Raw genomic sequence first — 23,450 nt, forward strand, 5'->3', positions numbered from 1 at the left:
AATCCATTTCGCCTGATGCTAGCTAAGCAAATCTTTTCTCCTTTGTCGAATACAAATTCATGAAGAAAGTTCTTATAACAGGTGGTGCAGGCTTTATTGGTACCCATCTCTCCCAAAGTCTGCTGGAACACGGCTACGGTGTTATTGTACTCGACAATCTATCGCCGCAGATTCATGGTTTGAATTATTCCTTTCCCGAGCAAGAGGGCATCCGCTTTATCAAAGGTGATGTGCGAAACAAAGCCGATTGGGAAAATGCGTTGCAGGATGCTAATATAGTGGTGCATTATGCAGCTGAAACGGGCACGGGCCAATCCATGTATGAGGTGCATCGGTATGCCGAGCATAATATTGGAGGCACGGCCCTGCTGCTCGACGCGCTGGTGAATACCCAGCACAAAGTAGAAAAGGTGATAGTTGCTTCCTCACGGGCCATTTATGGGGAGGGTAAGTATGCCTGCGACGAGCACCAGGTGCAATACCCACCCAGCCGTAAGGAGCAGGATTTATCAGCTGGCAACTTTGAGCCACGATGCCCAGAGTGCGGAAAACCGCTGCGGGTGTTGCCTACTGATGAAGACTCAAAGCTGCACCCCTCCTCGGTATATGGCATTACGAAGCTGAGCCAGGAGCAACTGGTGCTCAATGTGTGCCAGTCCATCGGTATTCCTGCGCTAGCCTTCCGCTATCAAAACGTGTACGGACCCGGGCAATCGCTTAAGAATCCTTATACTGGTATTCTCTCTATCTTTTCCACTCTCATCCGCAGTGGCGGCAAGCGCATCAACATCTTTGAAGATGGCCAGGAGACACGCGATTTCGTGTACGTAGGCGATGTAGTGAAGGCCACCATGCTGGGTATTGAGTCGCAGAAAGTGTCCCAGGACGTGTACAACGTGGGTTCCGGCGTAGCTACTACTGTGCGAGAAGTAGCAGAACAACTGTGCATGCTGTATGGGACCAATACGGAGATAGAAATAACTGGTAATTACCGAATTGGCGATATCCGGCATAATGTAGCCTCGCTGGAAAAAATCAGCGCCGACCTCGGTTTCCGCCCAGAGGTATCCTTCAGTGAGGGCATTGAGAAATTTGCGGCTTGGGTGCAGCAGCAGGAGGTACAAGGTGGCAGCTACGAGGAGTCTATCCAGCAGATGAAGCGGAAAGGCTTAATGAAGTAATAACGATGAAGTACTATTTTTTCACGCTCCGCGATTTTAAGAAAGAGGTAGGGGAAAATGTGCGGATGTATGGTATGCTCAACTCACTGGCAGCCCAAGGCCACGAAGTAGTATTCCTTTCAAATGCGGAAAATTACCAGTTATTTCATCCTGCTATCCAGCACGTGCGGATTGGCTACGATTTTAAAGAGAAGCGCAAGATGCAAGGCCTGCTGGCGCTGCTGCCCGCAAGTGTAGTGTACCAGCAGTTCCGCCCACTTTTTGGCAAGATTGAAGCTGCTATTGAGCGTGCGGGCGTGGGTAGCAGGCCGGTTTGCTTTTTTGACTATCTGGATAACACAATCGGCTATCTACTGAAATCTTCCGGAGTCATCGAGGCGTATATCAACGATATACACGGCATTAGTACTATTGAGCAATCATATCAGCAAAGCATTGCAAGCAGCAGCTATCAGCGTTGGGTACACCGCTGGAAATATTTTTTGGTAAATAATCTTGACCGGAAAGTATTTACTGGGGCGGCGGGCCTCATTTATGGTAGTAACTCTATGAAGAGGTACTACGAGCAGCTTTATCGTCTTGAGGGCAAGCAAAGCTTCGTGATACCTTACCTGGTGAGCGAGGAGGCATTGAAACGTCAGCCCAATGCGGCACTGCAACGGGAACTGAAGGCGCGCCTTGGCCTAGCCGAGCAAGATTTTGTGGTTCTCTTTATTGGTACCTATAAGCAAACCGGCGGCATGGATGACCTAATAAAGGCATTCGACCTGCTTCACCGTGATGCAGCTGCCAGCAAGCTGATAATGATTGGCGAAGGGCCCTACAAGGACTATTGCGTTGAGCTGGCACAACAGCTTCCGGCCGCCAATGCCATTCACTTTATAAAGAATATACCTTATGCTGAGATGGCTACCTACCAAAGCCTCGCGCAAGTGATTGTGTGCCCCGATAAGGAAAACCCTTTCTCGCAGCACGTAGTGCACGTTAAGTATTTCGATGCACTGATTTCTGGCAGGCTGGTGATAAATGGAGCCTTTGACAGCGTAAAGGAAATAAACAAAAACGAAGAACTCTCGCTTACTTTTAAACCCTCAGATGTGGCCGACCTGCACGCCAAGCTGGTTTACTGCCGCGACCACTACGAGGAACTATGCAGAAAATACGCGGGTGTAAAAGAGTACGTGGCACAGCACCTCACGTACAATGCCTACGTGAAGGACCTGCGCTTCAATTATTCTGCCCTTTAATTAAGAGCGGAAGGAGGGAGCCCTTAGTAGTACTGGTGGTGCTCCTACCTACTCTACGCTACGACCTCTTATTAAGTAACCAGCATTCGCCGCTCGGTTACAATAGCAGCTGCATCAACCGCTACTTGACCTATTCGACCCGGTGGTTTATGTTCGATGCTGTAATGAATACGACCACTTTCGACACCAACCGGTTGCACGACCAAGTGCGCAACTAATGTAGCCCGGTCACTTGATTATCGGTTTGACTCGTATATGGCCTGTGCTTAGCGGTTCGAACTGAAAGGACACGACTTCGAGCGTTGTCTTATTGCCAACTGTGATAGCCTTAAGCGTAGTCGTCCGCCACAATAGTAGGTAGCATACTATTGTGGCGGGCAAATGCGCCCAAACTTTAGGCTTGGTTTCCTGATGCGAGGTGCAGTAGATGATTTGCCATGTAGCACAAAGCGAAAAACTCGCGTTACTAGCTGTTACTATTCAATCGCCTGCTTGCTGAAAAGGGTGCGTATATTGGCCGCCTGTTGCTTAAGGCTAAGTAGTTGCTGCTTGCCGTAGTGGTCGACGCACCCGTACCTTATCGGTGACGATACTTTGCAGGATAAAAAGCGCTCCTAGGTAAAAAGGAATTAAAGGAATTTTATAGCGTACCAGCGTGCCAAAATTAGAACTGGTAATGCCAACCGAAGCTGCAAAAACCAAGGCAAAAATAAAGGACATCAATAGCACTGGCGTTTGGCCGATAATTGATAAGGTAGCGAATACACCGGTACGCCAGAATATACGAAGTGTAAATAGTAGAATAAAAGCAGCTTCTAAAGCGGAAAGCATCATAACCGGATTATGCGCTTCCCAGATAAAAGGGCGAAACAATGAAGTGCCAATTGCTTGAGGAGCCAGTTTAAGCATACCGCCCAATGTACCATCTTGTTCGCCCAAGTAATATCCCGAACCTTCCTGCTTAAGACTTGTTTCGTAGAGATAGTCAGCGGTGATTTTACTGCGTTCGCCTATTTTGTCAAGAGCGTACTTATCATCCCCCTTCGTTAAATTAGTAGCTGCGTAAAAAGCAATTGCTCCCCCAATAGCAAAAAAAACGGGTTTAATAAGTAGCCTTAGTGTTGGGTTCTTGATACGGGCATTGTTCTCGTTAAAAATCCATAGTAGAGCAGATGGAAGAAAGCAAAGCAGAATATATACTTTGATTGCATATAACGCATAAGCAGCAGCAAATCCTATTAATAAGCTCTTCATTAAAGCGCGCTTTTGAATGGTTCCTAGATAGAAAGCATAGAATAACCATCCCAAAGCGCCAATGCATAAAGAATCCTTTAATAGGCCAGAGCCCCAAAAGAACATAGACGGAACATAAAAAATCGTCCAAGCCAGCTCTTTATAAACGTGCGGGCGGATTTTTGCCATTGTCATGTACAAAGCCCACAAACCGCTAAAGCTGATAGCGGTAAACATTAAAGCAATAACAGTATAGTTATTGAAACATATTAATCCCAATGCCGCCGCAATACGAGAAACTAAATATTCTGTTGAATGCGGCTGATGCCAAAACATTCCTATCGTATAAGGAAAGATGGCTGGGTCTTTACTATCACCATTGTCTACAAGTAATTTTAAGCCAGTCGAGAAAGAATCGCTAAAAGCTCTAGCAATAATTTTAGCGTGATATAAGTAATTGAAGGTATCTCCTCCTCCGTAATAAAACTGATAAATTAAGCCTAAACTAACTGCACCTATAAACTTGAGTGTGAGGGCTGGTATAAAATAAGGCCGGGTAAACTTGTTGGTAACTGCTGGCCGCACTGCGAATGCGATAGCATAGAGAATACCTAAATAGAGCGGCCCCAGAAATAAATCTGATAATTCCATAAGAAATAATTTTACTTATGCTTCTTGAGCCAAGCTTTGGCTTCTTTGTATTGCGTTGATTTGTGGTCGGCCTTGTCGGCTACCACGGCGTAGTAACGGCGGGCGGCCTCTTTGTCGTTGGCTTGGTCGGCGAGCTTGGCGAGGCTAGCGTTGGCGAAGAGGTAGAAGCCACCCTCGGTTTCGCCATTGCTTTCGGCAAAGACGATGCAGCGCTGGTAAAAGTCTTTGGCTTTAGCCAAATCCTTGTATTTGAACTGCATGAGGTAGCCTAGGAAGTAGCTGGCATAGCGGCCGCTGGAGGCTTCGTAGCCAGGCATGCCGGTATTGATTTTATCCAGGATGTCTTTGCTTACGCGTTCGCACTCGGTGAACTGTGCCTGGTCAAAGCACAGGTAGGCGTAGAAGCGCTCGAAGTAACCATTGTCGGGGTACTTGCGGGCCAAGCCTTGAGCAACAGGAAAGGCCGCCGCCGTTTGGTGCTCCTCATTGTGTAGGATGCGCATGAGGAATACTTTGGCTTCGACACTGGTGTAGAAGCCATTTGTGGCTACGTTGCGCAGCTGGTCGAGCCCTAGCTTTTTATCTCCTTTAGGAAAGAAAAGAAGCACGGGCTTCAGCAGCGGGTAGTTTTCGGGAATCCAGACGGCGTAGTAATTGAAGAGCGCCTCGCCAAACAAAAATTCGGGGCTTAGGCCGTTGGCCTCGCGGCTTTTTTGTAGATAATTGAGCGAGCGCTTGCTGCTGACGGTAGCCTTGCGCCAGTTGTGGCGCTCAGCGTTGAGGCGGGCGTCGAAGCCATTGGCGGCCGACAGAAAAAAATAGGCTTCGTAGTTTTTGGGGTCGGCTTTGGCTAGCTGCTCGCTGTAGGTATTAGCCGTATCCATGTACGCGTAGAATATCTTGTCGTACTGCTTAGTCTGAAAGTTGGTCGGCATAATTTTCCACCACGTGCTCAGCCCCAGCAAAAAATACGGCATAGGGTGGTGCGGGTAGCGGCGACGCAGCGAGCGAAATTGCTTTTCGGCCTTGTCGTATTTGAAATTGTAGAGGTTCTGCACGGCTCCGTCGAGCTCTAGCTGAATGTCCTTGTCGAGCAGCAGCCAGCCCTTGGTATCGGTGTTGGGCAGCACGTCTACATTGCTAAGCTCCACGTTGCGGATGGCTGGGGTTTGGCCAGCGGCCTGCCGCCGGTTGGTGTCGGCAGGCGTTTGCTGGGCGTGGCTTTGCAAGACCGGGCCGAGCAGAAGCAGCAACGAAAGCAGGCGCAAAAGCCGAAACAGAGCAGGCATAAATACAAGAGAAGCGACAAAATGCCGCGGGGCCAGGGGTGGAAAGCAGGCTGCGGCTAGGCGAAAGTACGGCGGCGAACCTAGCTTTGATTGGTTTTTAGGGTTATACATACCGATGCACTTGCTGCAAACACTTTGCCGGATACCGGCCCCTTCGGGCGATGAAGCGCCGCTCACCAGCTTTCTGCTGGCCTACGTGCGAGAGCACAGCCCTAGGTGGCAGCACCCGCCGCAGGTCATCCATGACGAGGCCCGCTTCCAGGACTGCCTGCTGCTGGTGTTTGGGCAGCCGCGCACGGCCGTATTTGCGCACCTCGATAGCATTGGCTTCACGGTGCGCTACGGGCGCGAATTGGTGCCCATTGGCGGGCCAGAGGTCGAAACAGGTTATCAGTTGGTCGGCCGAGATGCGCAAGGTGAAATAGCGTGTACACTGACAGTTGACAAGGAAACCGAGGCCCTGGGCTATGAGTTCAGCCGCGACATTGAGCGCGGCACTAGCCTCACCTTTGCCTGCGACTTTCGCGAAACGGACACAACCGTGCAGAGCTGCTACCTCGATAACCGCCTAGGTGTCTGGAATGCCCTGCAGCTAGCCGAAACGCTGGAGCGCGGCATTATCGCATTTTCATGCGGCGAAGAGCACGGGGGCGGCTCGGTGCCCTACCTGGCTCGCTACATCTACGAGACATATGGCGTGCGGCAGGCACTGATATCGGATATTACTTGGGCGACCGAGGGTGTGCACCTAGGGGCGGGCTGCGTTATTTCGCTGCGCGACTCGCTTATTCCGCGCCGCAGCTACGTCGAGCGCATTCGGCGCATTGCCGAAGCCAGTGGGGTAGCGCACCAGTTGGAGGTAGAAGGCGCGGGTGGCTCCGACGCCAAAGAGCTGCAACGCAGCGACCAGCCTTGGGACTGGTGCTTTGTTGGCGCTCCCGAAGCCGAAGTGCACTCGCCCAATGAGCTGGTCGATAAGCGTGACATTTCTAGTATGCTGCAGCTGTATCAAGTGCTGCTGCGCGAGCTATAGGCAGGCTAGGCTGGATGGATTGCCCGGCCGAATCAAGAACTACTTTTAAATCCTAGGTGGTGACGAAGCCAATTGCGCCATCTTTGAATCTTTATGCCCTGCTGGCAAGGAGCAGGCGCACCCCAACGTATACTCAATGGCACCAGCCCCCACGCGACAGATTACACCCGATTTATCCATTGTAGTGCCGCTTTATAATGAGGAGGCCAACGTGGAGCCGCTATATCAGCGGCTAAAGGCAGTGGTCGATGCTATGGGCATAAGCTATCAGTTTGTGTTTGTTAATGATGGCTCGCGCGACCGCACACTACCAATGGTGCAAGGGCTAAGCCATCGCGACCCTCACGTGGGCTACATCGACCTGAGCCGCAATTTTGGCCATCAGATTGCCGTCACGGCAGGTCTGGACAATTGTACCGGAGCGGCCGTAGTTATCATTGATGCCGACTTGCAAGACCCACCGGAGCTAATTCCGCAGCTCTACGACAAGCTGCTGGCGGGCTATGACGTCGTATACGCCAAGCGCTTGTCGCGGCCCGGCGAAAATGCTGCGAAGCTGATGACGGCCAAGCTGTTTTATCGCACGCTGGCTGCTATCACCCATATAGAGATTCCGGTTGATACGGGCGATTTTCGCATCATCTCGCGCAAGGTAGTGGAAGCCTTGAAGCTCATGCCTGAGCAAAATAAGTTTCTGCGCGGCCAAATAGCCTGGATTGGCTTTCGGCAAACCTACGTAGAATATGACCGCGCCCAGCGGGCCGGCGGCGAAACAGGCTACACCTACGGTAAAATGCTGCGCCTAGCAATCGACGGCATCACGGCCTTCTCCGATTTTCCGCTTAAGCTGGCGTCTCTCAGCGGGTTTGTGGTGTCGGGCATCGCCTTTCTGGTTATGCTATACACGCTGTATTCACGATTTGTCACGCACGACTATCAACCGGGCTGGGCTTCGCTTATGATAAGCATTTTGTTTCTGGGTGGGGTGCAGCTAATTGCCATTGGCATCATCGGCGAGTACATTGGGCGGCTATCGGCCAATGTGCGCCAGCGCCCGCTGTACCTGATTGCGGATACCAACATGCAGCCCGAAGCAACGCAGCGCGGGAGCCAGGAGGCCACGCCACCTGAAATAGGCCCTAGGTAGCGCCCGGGGCTGGAAGAGCTGTAAAATGCAGGGTGGCGGGGGCAGTTGCGAAAGCAGTAAATCCGCTTACATTTACCGCCCTAACTTTTTCCCACTCAACCTGTTCAGTCTATGCCTGCCATTCTCTACGCTGTGCCCTTGCTGGGCCTGTTGGCCCTCGTTTACACCTGGCTGCGCGCGGGCTGGGTGGCCCGCCAAGACGCCGGCGATGCGCGCATGAAAACCATCGCTGGCTACATTGCCGACGGGGCTATTGCCTTCCTCAAAGCTGAGTATAAGGTGTTGGCTTTGTTTGCGCTCATTGCCTCCGCCTTCCTAGGGTACCTAGGCTTTACGGGCGAGAAATCCAGCCCCATCATCATTATTGCCTTCTTGATAGGGGCAGTGTTCTCAGCCACGGCGGGCTTTATTGGGATGAAAATCGCCACTAAGGCCAACGTGCGCACGGCCCAAGCGGCGCGTACGTCGCTGAGCCAGGCCCTAAACGTATCGTTTGCAGGTGGCTCGGTAATGGGCATGGGCGTGGCGGGGCTGGCCGTGCTGGGCCTAGGAGCCTTGTTTATCGTGTTCTACCAGCTGTTTGTGGTGCGGCTGCGCGGCACGGCGGGCGGGGTAGAGATGGAAAAAGCGCTCGAAGTGCTCACAGGCTTTTCCCTAGGTGCCGAAAGTATCGCGCTTTTCGCCCGCGTGGGCGGCGGTATCTACACCAAAGCGGCTGATGTGGGTGCCGACCTAGTGGGCAAAGTAGAGGCGGGCATTCCAGAAGACGACCCCCGCAACCCCGCCACCATTGCTGACAACGTGGGCGACAACGTAGGCGATGTGGCTGGTATGGGCGCCGACCTATTTGGCTCCTACGTGGCTACCATTCTAGCCACTATGGTGCTGGGGCGCGAGGTGCGCCTAGGCAGCCCCGACCAATTTGGCGGGCTGTCGCCCATCTTGCTGCCGATGGCAGTGGCGGGCCTAGGTATCGTGGCCTCGCTGGTGGGCATATTGCTAGTGCGGGTGAAGGAAGGCGGTAATGTGCAGGCGGCACTCAACTTCGGCAACTATGCCTCGGTGGTAGTATCGGCCGTGTTTTCTTTCTTTTTAATAAAGTGGCTGTTGCCAGCCGGTGATATCACGGTGCGGGGCTTCACTTTCGATGCTAACCATGTCTTTTATGCTGTGTTGGTCGGGCTGGCGGTGGGCACGCTCATGAGTATCATCACCGAGTATTACACTGCCATGGGCAAGCGCCCGGTGCTGAGCATTGTGCAGCAAAGCAGCACCGGCCACGCCACCACCGTGATTGGTGGACTGGCGGTGGGCATGGAAAGCACAGTGCTGCCCATCTTGGTGCTGGCGGCGGGCATTGTGCTGAGCTACGAGGCAGCGGGCCTCTACGGCGTGGCCATCGCAGCGGCTGGCATGATGGCTACCACTGCCATGCAGCTCGCCATCGACGCCTTCGGCCCCATTGCCGACAATGCGGGTGGCATCGCCGAGATGAGTGAGCTGCCCAAAGAAGTGCGCGAGCGCACTGATGTACTCGACGCGGTGGGCAACACCACGGCAGCCACGGGCAAGGGCTTCGCTATTGCGTCGGCGGCGCTCACGTCGCTGGCACTGTTCGCGGCTTTCATGGGTACGGCGCATATCGATACTATCGATATCTCGAATGCCCGGGTGCTGGCTGGCTTGTTCGTGGGGGCCATGATACCGTTTATCTTCTCTGCACTGGCTATTTCGGCGGTAGGCCGGGCGGCCATGGCCATGGTGCAGGAAGTGCGGCGGCAGTTCCGCGAGATTCCGGGTATTATGGAGGGTACCGGGCGGCCTGAGTACGAGAAGTGTGTGGCCATCAGCACGCAGGCAGCCATTCGGGAAATGGTGCTGCCTGGGGCCATTGCCCTGCTGACGCCCATTGTCATTGGGTTTTTGTTTGGGGCCGAGGTCCTAGGTGGCACGCTGGCCGGCGTCACGGTGAGCGGCGTGCTCATGGCTATGTTTCAAAGTAACGCCGGCGGGGCCTGGGACAATGCCAAAAAGTCGTTTGAGAAGGGCGTTATGGTCGATGGCAAAATGGAGTTTAAGGGCTCCGACGCGCACAAAGCGTCCGTGACGGGCGATACTGTAGGCGACCCATTCAAAGACACTAGCGGCCCGAGCATGAATATTCTTATCAAGCTCATGAGTATTGTGTCGCTGGTCATTGCCCCACACCTCTAGACCGCAGATTCAAACGGATTTGTCGGATTTAACGGATACGCCCGGCTGCGCCAGACTGGCTATCCGGGCGCATGTGGGATGCTTACCAAGTAAGATGCTTTAGAAGTAGAGAAATAAATGCCCCACATGCACCTGGCTAGCCAGGTGCATGTGGGGCACCGCCGGGCTTATTGGCAATGCTCTGCTTTTGGATATTAAGTCAACCAACAACACCAAAACAAGGTAAGCCACCTACCACTGTACGGTCTGATAGTCAGCTTGTGCAGCAAGCGTATCCGTTCCATCCGAAAAATCCGTTTGAATCTGCGGTTATCTTTGCAGCCCAAACGGCCGCTCGGGCCGCTTCTTAGCGCATGGGTCATCCCCTTATTACCCTTCACGACAAGTCTTTTCGGCCTTATTTGTCGGCCGCCGAAATCGCCGGGGCCATCGACCAGGTAGCCGCTCGCCTCAGTGCCGACTATGCCGGCCGCCGCCCCCTGTTTGTGGTGGTGCTCACGGGTGGGTTCATGTTTGCCGCCGATTTGATGAAGCGGTTTACCGGCGACTGCGAGATTGTCTTTATCCGCGTGGCCTCGTACGAGGGCATGGGTAGCACCGGCCAGGTACAAGAAATCATGGGGCTGCGCGAAGATGTGCAGGGCCGTGACATCATTCTGGTCGAAGACATTGTGGACACAGGCACCACCCTGCACCACTTGCTGCCCACGCTCGAAGCCAACAAGCCGGCTTCCATTGAGATTGCCGCTATGTTCTACAAGCCAACCAGCCTGCGCTACCCGCTCACGCTGAACTACATGGCGATGGAAATTCCCAATGACTTTGTGGTGGGCTATGGCCTCGATTACGACGGCCTAGGTCGCAACCTGCCCGACGTGTACGTGGCAGCGTAGCCTTATTTTTACATAGCCAGGCTTCTCGGCTTCCGGGTTAAGCCCCTGCCTTATTACTCTTTAGTATGCTCAACATTGTTTTATTCGGCCCGCCCGGCGCGGGCAAAGGCACGCAAAGCCAAAAGCTCATTGCCCAGTACAACCTCGTGCACCTGAGCACTGGCGACCTGCTACGGGCTCAGATTGCCGAAGGCACCGAGCTTGGCCTGAAAGCCAAGCAGCTAATGGACGAAGGTCTGCTCGTGCCCGACGAAGTGGTAATCGGTATGATTGGCAATGCGTTGAGTAAAAACCAGCAGGCGGCGGGCTTCATCTTCGACGGCTTTCCGCGCACGGTGGCTCAGGCCGAAAGCCTCGACCAACTGCTGACCCAACACCACACCCAGGTAGCCTGCATGATTGCCCTCGAAGTGGGGGAGGAGGAACTGGTGAAGCGCTTGCTCGAGCGCGGCAAAACCAGCGGCCGCATCGATGACCAGGACGAAACTAAAATCCGTCGTCGGGTGCAGGTGTACAATACCGAGACTGCGCAAGTAGCTGGCTACTACGCTGGCCAGCAAAAATTTCATGCCCTCAATGGCATCGGCGAGATTGAGGCTATCTACACACAAATCTGCACGCTCATCGACCAGCACAAGGCCGCTGATGCCGAAACCCCGGCCGCAGCCACGCGCGAGGTGCAAGCCTAGGGCAGCCCCTTTTTTATAAAATCCGTCTGTCATCCTGAGCTTGCGAAGGACCTTATTACGGCTGGAATCGTTGGGTAGTAGTACCAATGACCCGGACTTTAATAAGGTCCTTCGCAGGCTCAGGATGACAGTTTTTTAATCACTACAGACCTACCTCAGTGGCTAATAACAACTTCATCGACTACGTTAAAATAACCTGCCGCTCGGGCAAAGGCGGGGCAGGCTCGCACCACTTCTTCCGGGCAAAGGGCCTGCCCAATGGGGGCCCCGATGGCGGCGACGGCGGCCGTGGTGGCCACATCATCCTCGAAGGCAGCTCGCAGCTTTGGACCCTGCTGCACCTGCAATATCGCAAGCACCTCTTTGCCCAGGATGGCGAAGGCGGTGGTGAAAACCTGCGTACTGGCGCCCAGGGCGAAGACATTGTGATTCAGGTGCCCCTAGGTACCGTAGCGCGCGACGCAGAGACGGGCGAGGTCAAGCTCGAAATAACCGAGCACGGCCAGCGACTCATTCTCACGCCCGGCGGGCGCGGCGGACTAGGCAACGACCACTTTAAGTCGGCTACCAACCAGGCCCCGCAGTATGCGCAGCCCGGCGGCCCCGCCATCGAGGAGCAGGTGATTCTGGAGCTAAAGCTGCTGGCCGATGTGGGCCTAGTGGGCTTTCCCAACGCGGGCAAGAGCACTTTGCTGTCAGTAGTATCGGCGGCCAAGCCCAAGATTGCGGACTACGCTTTTACAACGCTGGTGCCTAACCTAGGTGTGGTGGCGTATCGTGATTATCAGTCGTTTGTGATGGCTGATATTCCGGGAATTATTGAGGGCGCGGCTGAAGGTAAGGGCCTAGGTACCCGCTTTCTGCGCCACATCGAGCGCAACTCCATGCTGCTCTTTATGATAAGTTGCGATAGTCTCGACGTGGCCGCCGAGTACCGCGTGCTGCTGAATGAGCTGGAGCAACACAACCCCGAACTATTGGACAAAAAGCGCCTGCTGGCTATTACAAAGTCGGACATGCTTGACGACGAGCTGGAAGCTGAGCTATTGGCCTCGTTGCCCGCCGATATGCCGCCCACTGTCTTCATTTCCAGTCTTACGAACAAGAATATCCAGCGGCTCAAGGATATGATTTGGAAGTCGTTGCACGAGTAATAGCTTATTGAGCTTCGACAGCTTAGTTTCCTAAGATGCTAATCATAAGTGTCGTTAGCAACGATATCCAAGCAAGTGTTTGGTAAAAGATGTTATTCTTTATGACCGCTAGTACAAAAAGGATAGCTAGTGGAAGTACAGGAAATAGAGCATTCTTTAAAGCAGTGTGGGCATACAGCTCCGCCGAAGAGTAGTGCGGGCCGCCTTCGCCAAGCATAGCCGCAGAGCCAAAATGATAGTCTTCTATTATGCTAGGTACGGCCAAAATGCCAATTGCAAGCCATTCCCACAAAAGGAAGGCAAGTAGTAGCAGAATGTACCCTAGGCCTATACTAGCATAGAGTTGTGAGCCAGACTTGCTTGGATAAGAAGGCCAATAGGTAGTAGGTATTTTCTGAAACCAACGGGGATATCTATCCACTTGCATAAAAGCTAGTACTTACAAGAGTAGACACAAGGTATAGATTCGACAAGACATCTTGCAAACGGTAAAACTCCTTGGAGTGCCAACTTGTCACTCTCCTTCGCTTTGGCAAACTACTTGCGCCTGACCAGCCGCCCCTATGGCAACTCCCTTCTCTAGCCGATTCCGCCATTTTTTCCAGAAAATGACTGACGATAAACATATGAACCCCGACGACCAGCCCCTGACTGACAGCCCCGCCGAGCACGCCGCCGGTGAGCAAGACCTCACTACCGATGCCACCGCTTCCGAAGCTGGTGCTGCGCAAGGTGCTAGCCGCGCAGATGCTGAACTGGCCGACCTAAAGGACAAGTACCTGCGCCTAGCAGCTGAGTTTGAAAACTACAAGCGCCGCACTGCTAAAGAGCGTACCGACCTGTTCAAGACCGCTAACCAGGAACTGATGGTAGCCCTGCTGCCGGTGCTCGACGACTTCGACCGCGCCCGCCAGCACACCCAAGGCGTTGCCGACCCAGCCGCCTTGCAAAACGCGCTTGATATCACGTATAACAAGCTCAACAAGACCCTAGAGCAGAAGGGCCTAGCCCCGATGAATGCCAAAGGCGGCGACTTTGACGCCGAGCTGCACGAAGCCATCACGCAAATTCCGGCGCCAAGCGACGATTTGCGCGGCAAGATTGTTGACGAGATTGAGAAAGGCTACTACCTGGGCGATAAAGTAATTCGCCACGCTAAAGTGATTTTAGGTCAGTAAGTAATTATTCTGTCATGCTGGGCTTGGGAGGCATCCGGGCTGGCTAGCTAACGTGTTATCTTTAACGTTTGCTAGCAGCTGAAAGGCTTTGCAAACCAGCATGACAGACGTTTTTTGATACTACAATGGCAACCGTAAAGCGCGATTATTACGAAGTATTAGGGGTGGCAAAAAATGCGGAAGGCGACGTAATTAAGTCGGCCTACCGCAAGATGGCTATCAAGTACCACCCGGATAAGAACCCCGACGACCCTACGGCCGAGGATAAGTTTAAGGAAGCTGCTGAGGCCTACGAAGTGCTCTCTGATGCCGATAAGCGGGCGCGCTACGACCGCTTTGGCCACCAGGGCATGGGCGGTGCCAGCGGTGGCGGCCCCAATATGGAGGATATCTTCTCGCAGTTCGGCGATATTTTCGGCGGCGGGGGCTTCGATAGCTTCTTTGGGGGCGGTGGGCAGCGTGGCGGCCGCCGCGTGAAGAAGGGCTCTAATCTGCGCATTAAGCTCAAACTTGACCTAGAAGAGGTTGCCAATGGCGTAGAAAAGAAAATCAAGGTGAAGCGCTATGTGGCGTGCTCGCCGTGCAGCGGCACCGGCGCCAAAAACGGCACTGAGCTCAAAACCTGCGCTACTTGCCAGGGTCAGGGCCAGGTAAAGAAGGTAGTGAACACGATGCTCGGCCAGATGGTGAGCGCCAACACCTGCCCCACCTGCCACGGCGAAGGCAAAACCATCTCAACGACCTGCGATGTGTGCAAGGGTGAAGGCCGCCAGCTGAATGAGGAAGTAATTCCGATTAACATTCCGGCGGGCGTAGCCAACGATATGCAGCTGAGCATGAGCGGCAAAGGCAATTACCCCGAGCGTGGTGGTGTGCCTGGCGACCTGCTCATTCAGATTGAGGAAGAGCCGCATGAATTCCTCAAGCGCGATGGCAACAACATCATGTTTGAGCAGTACATCAGCTTCGTGGATGCGGCCCTAGGTGCCAGCCTGGAGGTGCCCACCATCGAAGGCAAGGTGAAAATCAAGGTCGATGCAGGTACCCAGCCTGGCAAGATTCTGCGCCTGCGCGGCAAAGGCATCAAGGACCTGAACGGCTACGGCCGCGGCGACCAACTGATTCATCTCAATGTGTGGACGCCCAAGAACGTGAGCAGCCAGGAGCGCGAGCTATTGGAGAAGCTGCGTGATTCGGACAACTTCACGCCGCACCCGGGCAAGAATGAGAAAGGCTTCTTCGAGAAGGTAAAAGAATACTTTCAATAACCAGCGACTTAGCGAAATACGTCAGCGGTTTTGAAATAAAAAGCCCCGCTTGGCCACTGGCTAAGCGGGGCTTTTTGTGCTTGGCAGGGCAGGCGCTAGTAGCAGTCGCTCTCAAAATCTGATTAAGCAAGAAAATACCCGGTAGGGAGGTGTAATGCACCGCGGGCTTGGACGATTACTTTGCCGAAACCTTTACCCCGCATGAGCGCTGTCCCGTCTGCCGATTTTTTGGCTGCCTTGCACGAGTACCAGCCACTGGTGCGCCGTGTGTGCCGGCTCTATTGTCAAGACGCCGACGACCGGCAGGACTTGTTTCAGGAGATAGTGCTGCAGCTGTGGCGCGCGTGGCCGCGCTACGTGCCGCAGCCCGATGCTAAGCTCAGCACCTGGCTCTACCGCATTGCCCTGAACGTAGCCATTTCTAACCTGCGGCAGCGCACCCGTCGCCCCGCCGTGGTGGGGCTCGAAGACGACGCGGCCCGCTACCTGGCCCAGGCCACCGAAACTAGCGCCTACGAGCCCGAAGAAATGGCTGCGCTCTACGTGGCCATCAATCGGCTCTCCGACGTGGACAAAGCCTTCGTGCTGCTTTATCTGGAAGACCGGCCTTATGACGAAATGGCTGACATCCTAGGTATTACTCAGAATAATGTACGTGTGAAAATGCACCGGGTACAAGAGAAGCTGCGCAAGCTACTTGTGCCTCATTAATTCTCTAACCGCGATTTGACTATGGAACTTGATGACCTGCGCCGCCAGTGGCAGCAGCCCGAGCCGACGGTACCGGCCGCGTTCAATAAAGCAGCCCTGGCGCAGCTACTAGCTCAGCAGTCGAGCAGTATTTTGGTCAAGCTGCGCCGTAATGCCCGGCTTGAGTTGGCTATAAACTATGCCATACTGCCGGTGGCCGTAGCGGTAGCCGGCTGGGCGCCTATGCTGTGGGTAAGACTATTTGGGGGGCTGCTGGCGCTGCTCGCAGTAGTGTGTATCGGCTATTTCTACCGTAAGCTGGGGCTGCTGCGCAAGATGGATAACCCAGATGATGACCTACGAGGCCATTTGCTGCATATTACGCAGGGGCTGCGTGCACTCATCAAATTCTATTATCGCCTTACGCTGGCCATGATTCCAGTAACCATGCTCCTGAATATGGTAATGGTGCTGACCACGATGCGTGGGCCCGTAACGACTTTTAAAGTCAGTATCATAATGGCCGGTTTGCTGCTTATGAGTGTACTGATTTATTGGCCGGTGGCCCAGGGTACCCATTGGTACTTGCAGCGCCTTTATGGCCAGCACCTCGACCGGCTCGAGGGCCAACTACGCGAACTGGACGAGGAAGCAGGTCCTAGGGTAGCAGAAAGTCACTAACCGTTCAGAAGCGTTTTTTGCTGGTTGAGGGCCGGCTGCTACCGCTTGGCGCCTGCCGATTGCGGCTCACTGCCCTAGGCTGCTACTTTTACCCCACGTTATTCTTATTTCCTTTTTTCTCATGCCACACTCTACCACTGCGCCCATCTTGGAGGTGCGCAATGTGCGCAAGCAGTACGCCGCGCACACCGCCCTCGATGGTGTAAGCCTGGCCGTGCCCGAGCAAAGCATTTTTGGCCTGCTCGGGCCCAACGGCGCTGGCAAAACCTCGCTCATCCGCATTATCACCCAGATAACCGGCGCTGACTCAGGCGAGGTGTTTTTTCGGGGCGAGAAGCTGAATCCGAGCCACATCGGGGCTATTGGCTATTTGCCCGAAGAGCGCGGCCTCTACAAGAAGATGAAAGTGGGTGAGCAATTGCTGTACCTGGCCCAGCTCCGCGACCTCAGCCGCGCTGATGCCTTGCAGCGCATCAAAAAGTGGCTCGACCGCTTGGAACTGAAACCATGGGCGGAGAAAAATGTGGAAGACCTCAGCAAAGGCATGCAACAAAAAGTGCAATTCATCGCCACGGTGCTGCACGAGCCCAAGCTGATAATACTGGACGAGCCATTTTCGGGCTTCGACCCCATTAATGCCAATCTTATTAAAGACGAGATTCTGGCTCTGCGCGACCAAGGTGCAACTATTATTTTCTCAACCCACCGCATGGAGTCGGTTGAGGAACTGTGCGATAGCATTGCGCTCATTAATAAGTCGCGCAAGGTGCTCGATGGGCCGGTAACCACCATTAAAAACCAGTTTAAAACTAACACCTATGAGGTGGAAGGGCAGGGCCGCTTGCTACTGATGCACCCCGACTTTGAGGTGATAGAGCAGAAAGAACGGGAAAACGGCCACTTCTATGCTCGCGTGCAGCTACACGCCGGCACCACGCCCAACGACTTGCTGCGGTTCCTCATTGGGCAGGTGCAGGTGCACGCCTTCCGCGAGCGAATTCCGAGCATCAACGAAATTTTTATTCGCCGCGTGGGCGAAACCATGCCGGGAAGTCTGGTCGAAAACGTCACTGCTTAATCGGGGCGCTGCCTCTTTATTATGAATAAAATTTGGCTCATTATTCAGCGCGAATACATCACCCGCGTGCGCAAAAAAAGCTTTCTGGTGATTTCGCTGCTGGCCCCGCTGCTAATAGCGCTTACCACGGTAGGCATTGCGAAATTCAGCTCTTCCTCGGAGGCCGATGTGGTGGCCGTGCACGACCAAAGCAGCTTGAACCTGCTTGCGCGCTTACAGGACACCGACGAATTGCACTTTGTGCCCGCCGCGCCTGGCTCGTTGGCAGCCGCCCAGGCGGCCTTTGAAAAAGCTAAGCCAAGGCAAGAAGCGCTGCTCGATATTCCGGCCGACTTTACGCTTGATAATACCCAGGGCATCCAGGTGATGGGTAAGGGCAACGTGGCTCTCAAGCGGCAGCTCAATATCCGCAAGGCTGTGACCAAGGCCGTAAGCGAGTTGAAGATGGCCCGCTCGGGCATCCGGCAGGAAACCATCGACGACCTGCAAGCCAAAGTGGAACTGGCGGCCATCAACCTCGATGAGGTGGGTGGCAAGCGCAACGACGCGGGCACTACCACTGCCATCGCCTACGCGCTGTCCATCCTGGTATACATGTTCATCTTCATCTACGGCGTGCAGGTAATGCGCGGCGTTAGCGAAGAGAAGTCGAACCGCATTATGGAAGTCATGATTTCGTCAGTGAAGCCCTTTCAGCTCATGATGGGCAAGATTTTGGGTATCGCTGGCGTAGTACTCACGCAGTTTGCCCTATGGCTGGTGCTATCCTGGGGTATTACTACAGTAGTCGCGCCCTTGCTGCTAAAGGCCGATAAGCCAACTGCCACGGCCGCCGCCCCAGTTGCTAGCAGCGCCACCGCCACGCCGGCTACCGGCACTACCGCCGTGGTCACCAGCCCGGCCGCCACCCCCAGCAGTTCGGAGACATTGGGCGAAGCTCCCCGGCCCGGCCAATCGCTCGGTATCTGGAGCGTACTTGGGGGACTGCCCATTGGTAGCATTCTGGGCGGGTTTATGTTCTTCTTCCTGGGAGGGTATCTGCTGTACTCGTCGCTGTTTGCGGCTATCGGCTCAGCTGTAGATGACCAGACCGATGCCCAACAATTCATGTTCCCAGTAACGATACCGCTCATTCTGAGCTATGTCGTGAGCATCAGCGTTATTATCAATGGCGACCCCAATGGTCCACTGGCTTTCTGGTTATCTATGATTCCACTAACCTCACCCATTGCCATGGTGATGCGTCTGCCCTTCGGTGTGCCGGCGTGGCAACTGGCGCTGTCGGGCACGCTGCTGGTGCTGGGCTTCATTGGCACTACATGGGTGGCCGCGCGCATCTACCGGGTAGGCATCCTGATGTACGGCAAAAAAGTGACGTACAAGGAGCTATCGAAATGGATGTTTTACAAGGGGTAATACCTAGGCAATAAAAAAGCCCGGCTGCGCGAGCGGCCGGGCTTTTTTTGTAGCTAGCGTCCTAGCTTTCGTGGTAGCTCACGAGGTCGTCGATAGGCGAACGAATGATTTTACCGACCTGCATGCCGTGGCTGTTGGCCACCTGCGTGAGGGCGTCGCGGAAGTTGTAGCCCACCGAGCCAATGCAGTTGAAGGTATAGTCTTGGTAGTTGGGGTAGTGCAGCACAATGTTCTGGAAGAAGGCTTCGAAGGCCTCCACCACGATTTGGCGGCAATAGCTTACGTTGTTGTGGTCGTAGGCAAACTTGGCGAAGCTGGCCAGGTAGCGGTTGGGTAGCGGCTTGTTGTAGAGCTGGTCGATGATATCGTTGCGCGAGCCTAGGTGGTATTCCGACTTAAGGGCTTCGCCTAGGCCGTCGGGCAGCGAGCCACGCAGGTAGTCGCGCAGCAGGCGCTTGCCCAAGAACGAGCCGCTGCCTTCGTCGCCCAGGAAATAGCCCAGCGAGTCTACATTGTACGTGATTTTATCGCCGTCGTAGATGCACGAGTTGGTGCCCGTACCCAGGATGGCAGCAAAGCCCGGCTTGCGGCCCAGTAGGGCGCGAGCGGCGGCCAGCAGGTCTTCGGTCACCTCCACGCGGTTGGCGTTGGGGAAGGTGTGGCGCATGGCGGCGGCGATGGTTTCGGCCTTAGCCTCGCTCGACACCCCGGCGCCGTAGAAGTAAATTTCGCGCACCTCGGCGCGGTTCATGTCGTCGGGCAGGTCTTTATCGAGCGAAGCCGTGATGAATGGCGTGTCCACAAAATCAGGGTTATAGCCCTGGGTGTTGAAGTACACGCGCTGGCCCTCGTCGGAGAGTAGGCACCAGTTGGTCTTGGTAGAGCCGCCGTCGGCAATGAGTATCATGTTTTTTGAACTGTTAGCTAGTAGCGGGGGGCCAGTAGCTTTTAGGTGAGGGGAAATCTGCCGTGCAGCCAGCTAGGTGCCGGCGCGAACAAGGCGCTAAAATAACGGCTAGCTAGCGGACACTAGCTATTTAAAAAAATAGCTGCCAGCAAAGCGCTAGCAGCTAACAGCTAGCGCTTTGCTGGCAGCTCGAAAAAACTAGGCGTGCAGCGCCGAAGGCAGCAAGTCAATCCAGCCATCTTCGCTCACCACTACGGCCAGGCAGGGGTAGGGCGACGAACTAGTGTAGCGCACGGCCGAGTTGTAGCGGGCGCCGCGGCTGCTGTCACCCTTTTCTGTGGCTTGCCCGTCGAGGATTACCCCAATGGCGTAGCACGTGCCGTTGGGCTCGATGAGGACTGCCCCGTCGATACTGCTGGCTTGGCGCAGTACGGGCGTGGTCATCACCCTAGGTACCACCCGGAAGCACTGGCGACGCAAGCGCTCGGCCTCGGGCTTGGCGCCGGTGCTGATGCAGAGCATAGTGCCGTGGCTTTGGTTGGAGGCTTCAAGGGCTAGCTCCCACAGAAAGGAAATTTCCTCCGTCGATAAGTCAGGAAATACCTGGTGCGCCACCCGAGCGAAGTTGTCGGCCTGCACCTTGCTTTGGGGCAGGCGCGGCGTATTACTGACCACTCGCATGAGGGTATGGCCGCCGTGGCGCAGCTCCCAGCCGTAGTGGTTGGTAAACTGAATGGTGGCCAGCGGCTCGTATTTTTCGTCGTCTTCCTCTACCATGTACCCTAGGCCAAACACGTGCGACGCGTCGGAAACCAGGCCCGTGCGCCCCTCGGTGAGCTCCAGCAGCTTGCGGATAGAGCGGTGGTCACGCAAGGGCACGGGGGCTTCGAGTGTGAGCACCGGCACGATGGCCGCGTGCTGGCGGCGAGCCAGTAGCATGGTACCCTGACCCTCGCCGCCCTCGTGGCGCAGCGCCGCAATACCTAGGCAGGCATCATAAAGACCGTGGGCGCTACCCGGCGAGATGCGTAGCATGAGGCGGCGCCCGGCCCCACGCAGCACTTCGTTGTAATCGCGGTCGAGCACTGGCTGCTCATTATCGGCAGTGTCGGCTTCGCGTAGGGCGCGAGTGCACTCGTGCAAAAACTCGAGCACGGCCGCATGGGGCAGCGAGGCTGGGCGCGTAGAGGTAGCCTTGCCCGGCAGGGTATAGTAGGCGTTGTAGGGCCCGGCGGCGAGCTGCACCACCAGCACCACCAAGTAGCCATTGAGGCTGAGGGGGGTGGAGCAAAATGAACGGCGCGCTTCCTGGCGGCTTTCTACCAGCTCGAGCAGCGTTTGCTCGGTGGCACGGCACACCAGCTCGTACCAGTGCTGCTTTTCCATGCGGTCGTGGTCTTGCGGGTGCAAGTGGTACACGTTGTCGCGCGGGCCAGCATCGGCCTCAAATGACGCAGCCAGCGTCTTGATGCCCATAAAATCTTGCGGCGCGTAGCGCAGCGTGGGCGGCTCTACTACCACGCTATGCGGGTCGTCTTCTTCGCGGCCCGAAGCCAAGCCCAGCAAAAAGACTTCTGGCCGCAAGTTGCGGTCGAGCAAATTGAAAATACCTTCGGCAAAGAGCTGAGCCGAAACGCGAAACAAACTTTGGTGTTCCCACATAGGGGGCAGAAAAGAGACGGTGGGGCGAGCCGGAGGAGGAGCCAGTGGAGGAGCAGTCATGGTACCGAATAGCAGCCAAGTAGTACGCTTACGTAAAATTGGACTAAACAGTAGTCTGACGGCGGCCTCTTGCACCAAAAGTGCGCAAAAAATCGTATCTTCGGGCTAGCAGTTGCCGGGCTGGGCAACTGATTTCTTACCCCCATCCTGCTCAGCTTATGCTCTTTGTCGACATGCTCCTGGTCATGGTGGTGGCCATTTCTTTTATTCCAATCATGACGGGCTACTGCGCCGCTTCGCGGGGCCGCTCGTTCTGGGTGTGGTTTGCGCTGGGTTGGCTGCTACCTATCGTGTCGTTTCTGCTGCTGTTTGCCCTTATTGCCCGCGATGAGCTAGACCCCGGCCGCCGCCTGCTCGGCGAGGCCCGCCAGATACTGAAAGAGGCCGAAGAAAAAGCAGTGAGTAATTAGTAATGAACAATGAGCAGACCGAATGATGTGTATGTTCATTGCTCACTGCTCTTTGATAATGGCCCGTGCGGCCCAGGCGCCGGTGCTAAAACAGCCCTGCAGCAGGTAACCACCTGTGGGGGCTTCCCAGTCGAGCATTTCGCCGGCCACGTAAGTGCCAAGGCGGCGGCGCAGCATTAGGTTTTCATCTACTTCCGAAAAGGGAATGCCGCCCGCCGATGAGATAGCCTCGGCCAGCGAGCGCAGGCCCACTACCGGGATAGGTAGCGCCGTGAGCGCCGCGCTTAGGTCAGCTGGGGCCTGCACTTCGCGCAGCAGCGTCGGCACTGGCGCTTTGAGGCTGAACGCGCTACCTAGGAAAGACGCCAGCGACTCACCAGTCCGGCGGCGCGCTAGGCGGCGCTGCACATCGGCTGGGCTTAGGTCGGGTTTTAGGTTGAGATGCAGCCAGGCAGGGGGGGCGGCCGCCAGCGCAGCCCTTAGCTGGGGCGTAAGTGCGTACACGGGCGTGCCCTCCAGGCCGTAGTCGGTAAGCATAATTTCGCCGCGCACCGTGTGGCCGCCACAGCTGAGGGCAATGTTTTTGAGGGGTGCCCGCCCCACCTTCTCCTTAAAAAAGGCTGACCATGTTACCTCAGCTCCGCAGTTGGCGGGCGCGAAGGGCTGGCACGGCACGCCAATTTCTCGCAGCAAACTGGTCCAGTGGCCGTCGGAGCCCGTTTGGGGCCAACTGGCACCCCCTAGGGCCAGCAGGGTGGCGGCGGGCTCTACCACAGCTTCTGCGCCGGTGGCTTCGTTGCGGAAGCGCAGGCCGCGTTCGCCCACGAAGCCCAGCCAGTGGTGGCGGGTGCGGAGCTCCACGCCTAGGTTCTGCAGGTGGCGCAGCCAGGCGCGCAACAAGTCGGCGGGTTTGTGCTGGGCATCGGGAAATACACGCCCGCTGGTGCCTACAAAGGTGCCAATACCTAGGTCGGCGGCCCACTGGCGCAGGGCGGCTGGCGAGAAGTGCGCCAAGGCTCGCGCAAAAAACGGCGCTGCTGCGCCGTAGCGCTGCGCAAAAGGCGCTATGTCCTCGCCATTGGTGAGGTTAAAGCCGCCGTGACCGGCCACCAGAAACTTGCGCCCTACGGTGGCCTTCTGCTCAAACACCTGCACGCGCAAGCCCGCTTCGGCTAGGTGCTGAGCGGCTAGTAAGCCCGCTGGCCCGCCCCCCACAATAACGACCAGCGGCGCCGATGTAGTAGAGGGGCTGCTCATAGAAGTAATATATTGATTGCTAGCGATAAATGAGCGTAAAATGCCTCGGGGTGCCCGCGGTGCACTACCCATGGCTAGCGGCCTGCAAACGGGCATGCCCCACAAAGGTCGG

At 55.4% G+C, this 23,450-nt stretch carries 21 protein-coding genes; 16 read left to right on the top strand and 5 right to left on the bottom strand.

Annotated elements, in window-relative coordinates:
- Positions 1–59: 59 nt before the first annotated feature.
- Genes JAO77_RS00555 through JAO77_RS00565 form a run of 3 tightly spaced genes read left to right on the top strand, consistent with a single transcriptional unit; the run spans position 60 to position 2,646 of the window.
- Complete coding sequence (locus tag JAO77_RS00555; protein WP_198988330.1) at positions 60–1,181, top strand: NAD-dependent epimerase/dehydratase family protein; 1,122 nt, start codon at positions 60–62, stop codon at positions 1,179–1,181.
- Positions 1,182–1,186: 5 nt separating this feature from the next.
- The gene (locus JAO77_RS00560; protein WP_198988331.1) at positions 1,187–2,428 is read left to right on the top strand and encodes a glycosyltransferase family 4 protein; all 1,242 of its coding nucleotides are present in this window, start codon (positions 1,187–1,189) and stop codon (positions 2,426–2,428) included.
- A gap of 38 nt (positions 2,429–2,466) precedes the next feature.
- Positions 2,467–2,646: a hypothetical protein gene (locus tag JAO77_RS00565; RefSeq protein WP_198988332.1), complete on the top strand. Its 180-nt coding sequence runs from the start codon at positions 2,467–2,469 to the stop codon at positions 2,644–2,646.
- 316 nt (positions 2,647–2,962) lie between these two features.
- Here the strand turns inward: JAO77_RS00565 and JAO77_RS00570 are convergent, their stop codons facing one another.
- Entirely contained in the window at positions 2,963–4,312 is a 1,350-nt protein-coding gene (locus JAO77_RS00570) for a hypothetical protein (protein WP_198988333.1), read from the bottom strand.
- 11 nt (positions 4,313–4,323) lie between these two features.
- The gene (locus JAO77_RS00575; protein WP_198988334.1) at positions 4,324–5,601 is read right to left on the bottom strand and encodes a tol-pal system protein YbgF; all 1,278 of its coding nucleotides are present in this window, start codon (positions 5,599–5,601) and stop codon (positions 4,324–4,326) included.
- A 115-nt stretch (positions 5,602–5,716) separates the two neighbouring features.
- Between JAO77_RS00575 and JAO77_RS00580 the strand changes: the two genes are divergently transcribed.
- The 12 genes from JAO77_RS00580 to JAO77_RS00635 all read left to right on the top strand — a co-directional run bounded on the left by JAO77_RS00580 (position 5,717) and on the right by JAO77_RS00635 (position 19,042).
- Positions 5,717–6,634: a M20/M25/M40 family metallo-hydrolase gene (locus JAO77_RS00580; RefSeq protein ID WP_198988335.1), complete on the top strand. Its 918-nt coding sequence runs from the start codon at positions 5,717–5,719 to the stop codon at positions 6,632–6,634.
- A gap of 136 nt (positions 6,635–6,770) precedes the next feature.
- Positions 6,771–7,781: a glycosyltransferase family 2 protein gene (locus JAO77_RS00585; protein ID WP_198988336.1), complete on the top strand. Its 1,011-nt coding sequence runs from the start codon at positions 6,771–6,773 to the stop codon at positions 7,779–7,781.
- A 111-nt stretch (positions 7,782–7,892) separates the two neighbouring features.
- Entirely contained in the window at positions 7,893–9,995 is a 2,103-nt protein-coding gene (locus JAO77_RS00590) for a sodium-translocating pyrophosphatase (RefSeq protein WP_198988337.1), read from the top strand.
- 353 nt (positions 9,996–10,348) lie between these two features.
- Positions 10,349–10,888: a phosphoribosyltransferase gene (locus JAO77_RS00595; RefSeq protein WP_198988338.1), complete on the top strand. Its 540-nt coding sequence runs from the start codon at positions 10,349–10,351 to the stop codon at positions 10,886–10,888.
- 65 nt (positions 10,889–10,953) lie between these two features.
- Complete coding sequence (locus JAO77_RS00600) at positions 10,954–11,577, top strand: adenylate kinase (protein ID WP_198988339.1); 624 nt, start codon at positions 10,954–10,956, stop codon at positions 11,575–11,577.
- A 158-nt stretch (positions 11,578–11,735) separates the two neighbouring features.
- Entirely contained in the window at positions 11,736–12,731 is a 996-nt protein-coding gene (gene obgE, locus JAO77_RS00605) for a GTPase ObgE (RefSeq protein ID WP_198988340.1), read from the top strand.
- Between the two features lie 608 nt (positions 12,732–13,339).
- The gene (locus tag JAO77_RS00610; protein ID WP_198988341.1) at positions 13,340–13,909 is read left to right on the top strand and encodes a nucleotide exchange factor GrpE; all 570 of its coding nucleotides are present in this window, start codon (positions 13,340–13,342) and stop codon (positions 13,907–13,909) included.
- A gap of 125 nt (positions 13,910–14,034) precedes the next feature.
- Positions 14,035–15,177 carry a molecular chaperone DnaJ gene (gene dnaJ / locus JAO77_RS00615; RefSeq protein WP_198988342.1) on the top strand — a complete coding sequence of 381 codons (1,143 nt, stop codon included), beginning with the start codon at positions 14,035–14,037 and terminating at the stop codon, positions 15,175–15,177.
- A 201-nt stretch (positions 15,178–15,378) separates the two neighbouring features.
- Positions 15,379–15,888, top strand: coding sequence for an RNA polymerase sigma factor (locus tag JAO77_RS00620; protein WP_198988343.1), 510 nt, complete (start codon positions 15,379–15,381; stop codon positions 15,886–15,888).
- 21 nt (positions 15,889–15,909) lie between these two features.
- Complete coding sequence (locus JAO77_RS00625; RefSeq protein WP_198988344.1) at positions 15,910–16,548, top strand: hypothetical protein; 639 nt, start codon at positions 15,910–15,912, stop codon at positions 16,546–16,548.
- 121 nt (positions 16,549–16,669) lie between these two features.
- Positions 16,670–17,626: an ABC transporter ATP-binding protein gene (locus JAO77_RS00630; protein WP_198988345.1), complete on the top strand. Its 957-nt coding sequence runs from the start codon at positions 16,670–16,672 to the stop codon at positions 17,624–17,626.
- 21 nt (positions 17,627–17,647) lie between these two features.
- Entirely contained in the window at positions 17,648–19,042 is a 1,395-nt protein-coding gene (locus JAO77_RS00635; RefSeq protein WP_198988346.1) for an ABC transporter permease, read from the top strand.
- A gap of 61 nt (positions 19,043–19,103) precedes the next feature.
- Here JAO77_RS00635 and JAO77_RS00640 read toward each other — a convergent pair whose 3' ends face one another.
- Positions 19,104–19,949 (bottom strand): N-acetylglucosamine kinase, encoded by an 846-nt coding sequence (locus tag JAO77_RS00640; RefSeq protein ID WP_198988347.1) that lies wholly within the window; start codon positions 19,947–19,949, stop codon positions 19,104–19,106.
- Positions 19,950–20,147: 198 nt separating this feature from the next.
- On the bottom strand, positions 20,148–21,671 hold the full coding sequence (locus JAO77_RS00645) for a diadenylate cyclase (RefSeq protein WP_198988348.1): 1,524 nt from the start codon (positions 21,669–21,671) through the stop codon (positions 20,148–20,150).
- 158 nt (positions 21,672–21,829) lie between these two features.
- Here JAO77_RS00645 and JAO77_RS00650 point away from each other — a divergent pair, with 158 nt between their 5' ends.
- Positions 21,830–22,081: an ATP synthase subunit B family protein gene (locus JAO77_RS00650; RefSeq protein WP_198988349.1), complete on the top strand. Its 252-nt coding sequence runs from the start codon at positions 21,830–21,832 to the stop codon at positions 22,079–22,081.
- 42 nt (positions 22,082–22,123) lie between these two features.
- On the opposite strand, the gene JAO77_RS00655 is transcribed toward JAO77_RS00650, so the two are convergent.
- Positions 22,124–23,338: a BaiN/RdsA family NAD(P)/FAD-dependent oxidoreductase gene (locus JAO77_RS00655; protein WP_198988350.1), complete on the bottom strand. Its 1,215-nt coding sequence runs from the start codon at positions 23,336–23,338 to the stop codon at positions 22,124–22,126.
- Positions 23,339–23,450: the final 112 nt, after the last annotated feature.

Source organism: Hymenobacter sp. BT559 (assembly GCF_016427535.1).
Lineage (GTDB): Bacteria > Bacteroidota > Bacteroidia > Cytophagales > Hymenobacteraceae > Hymenobacter.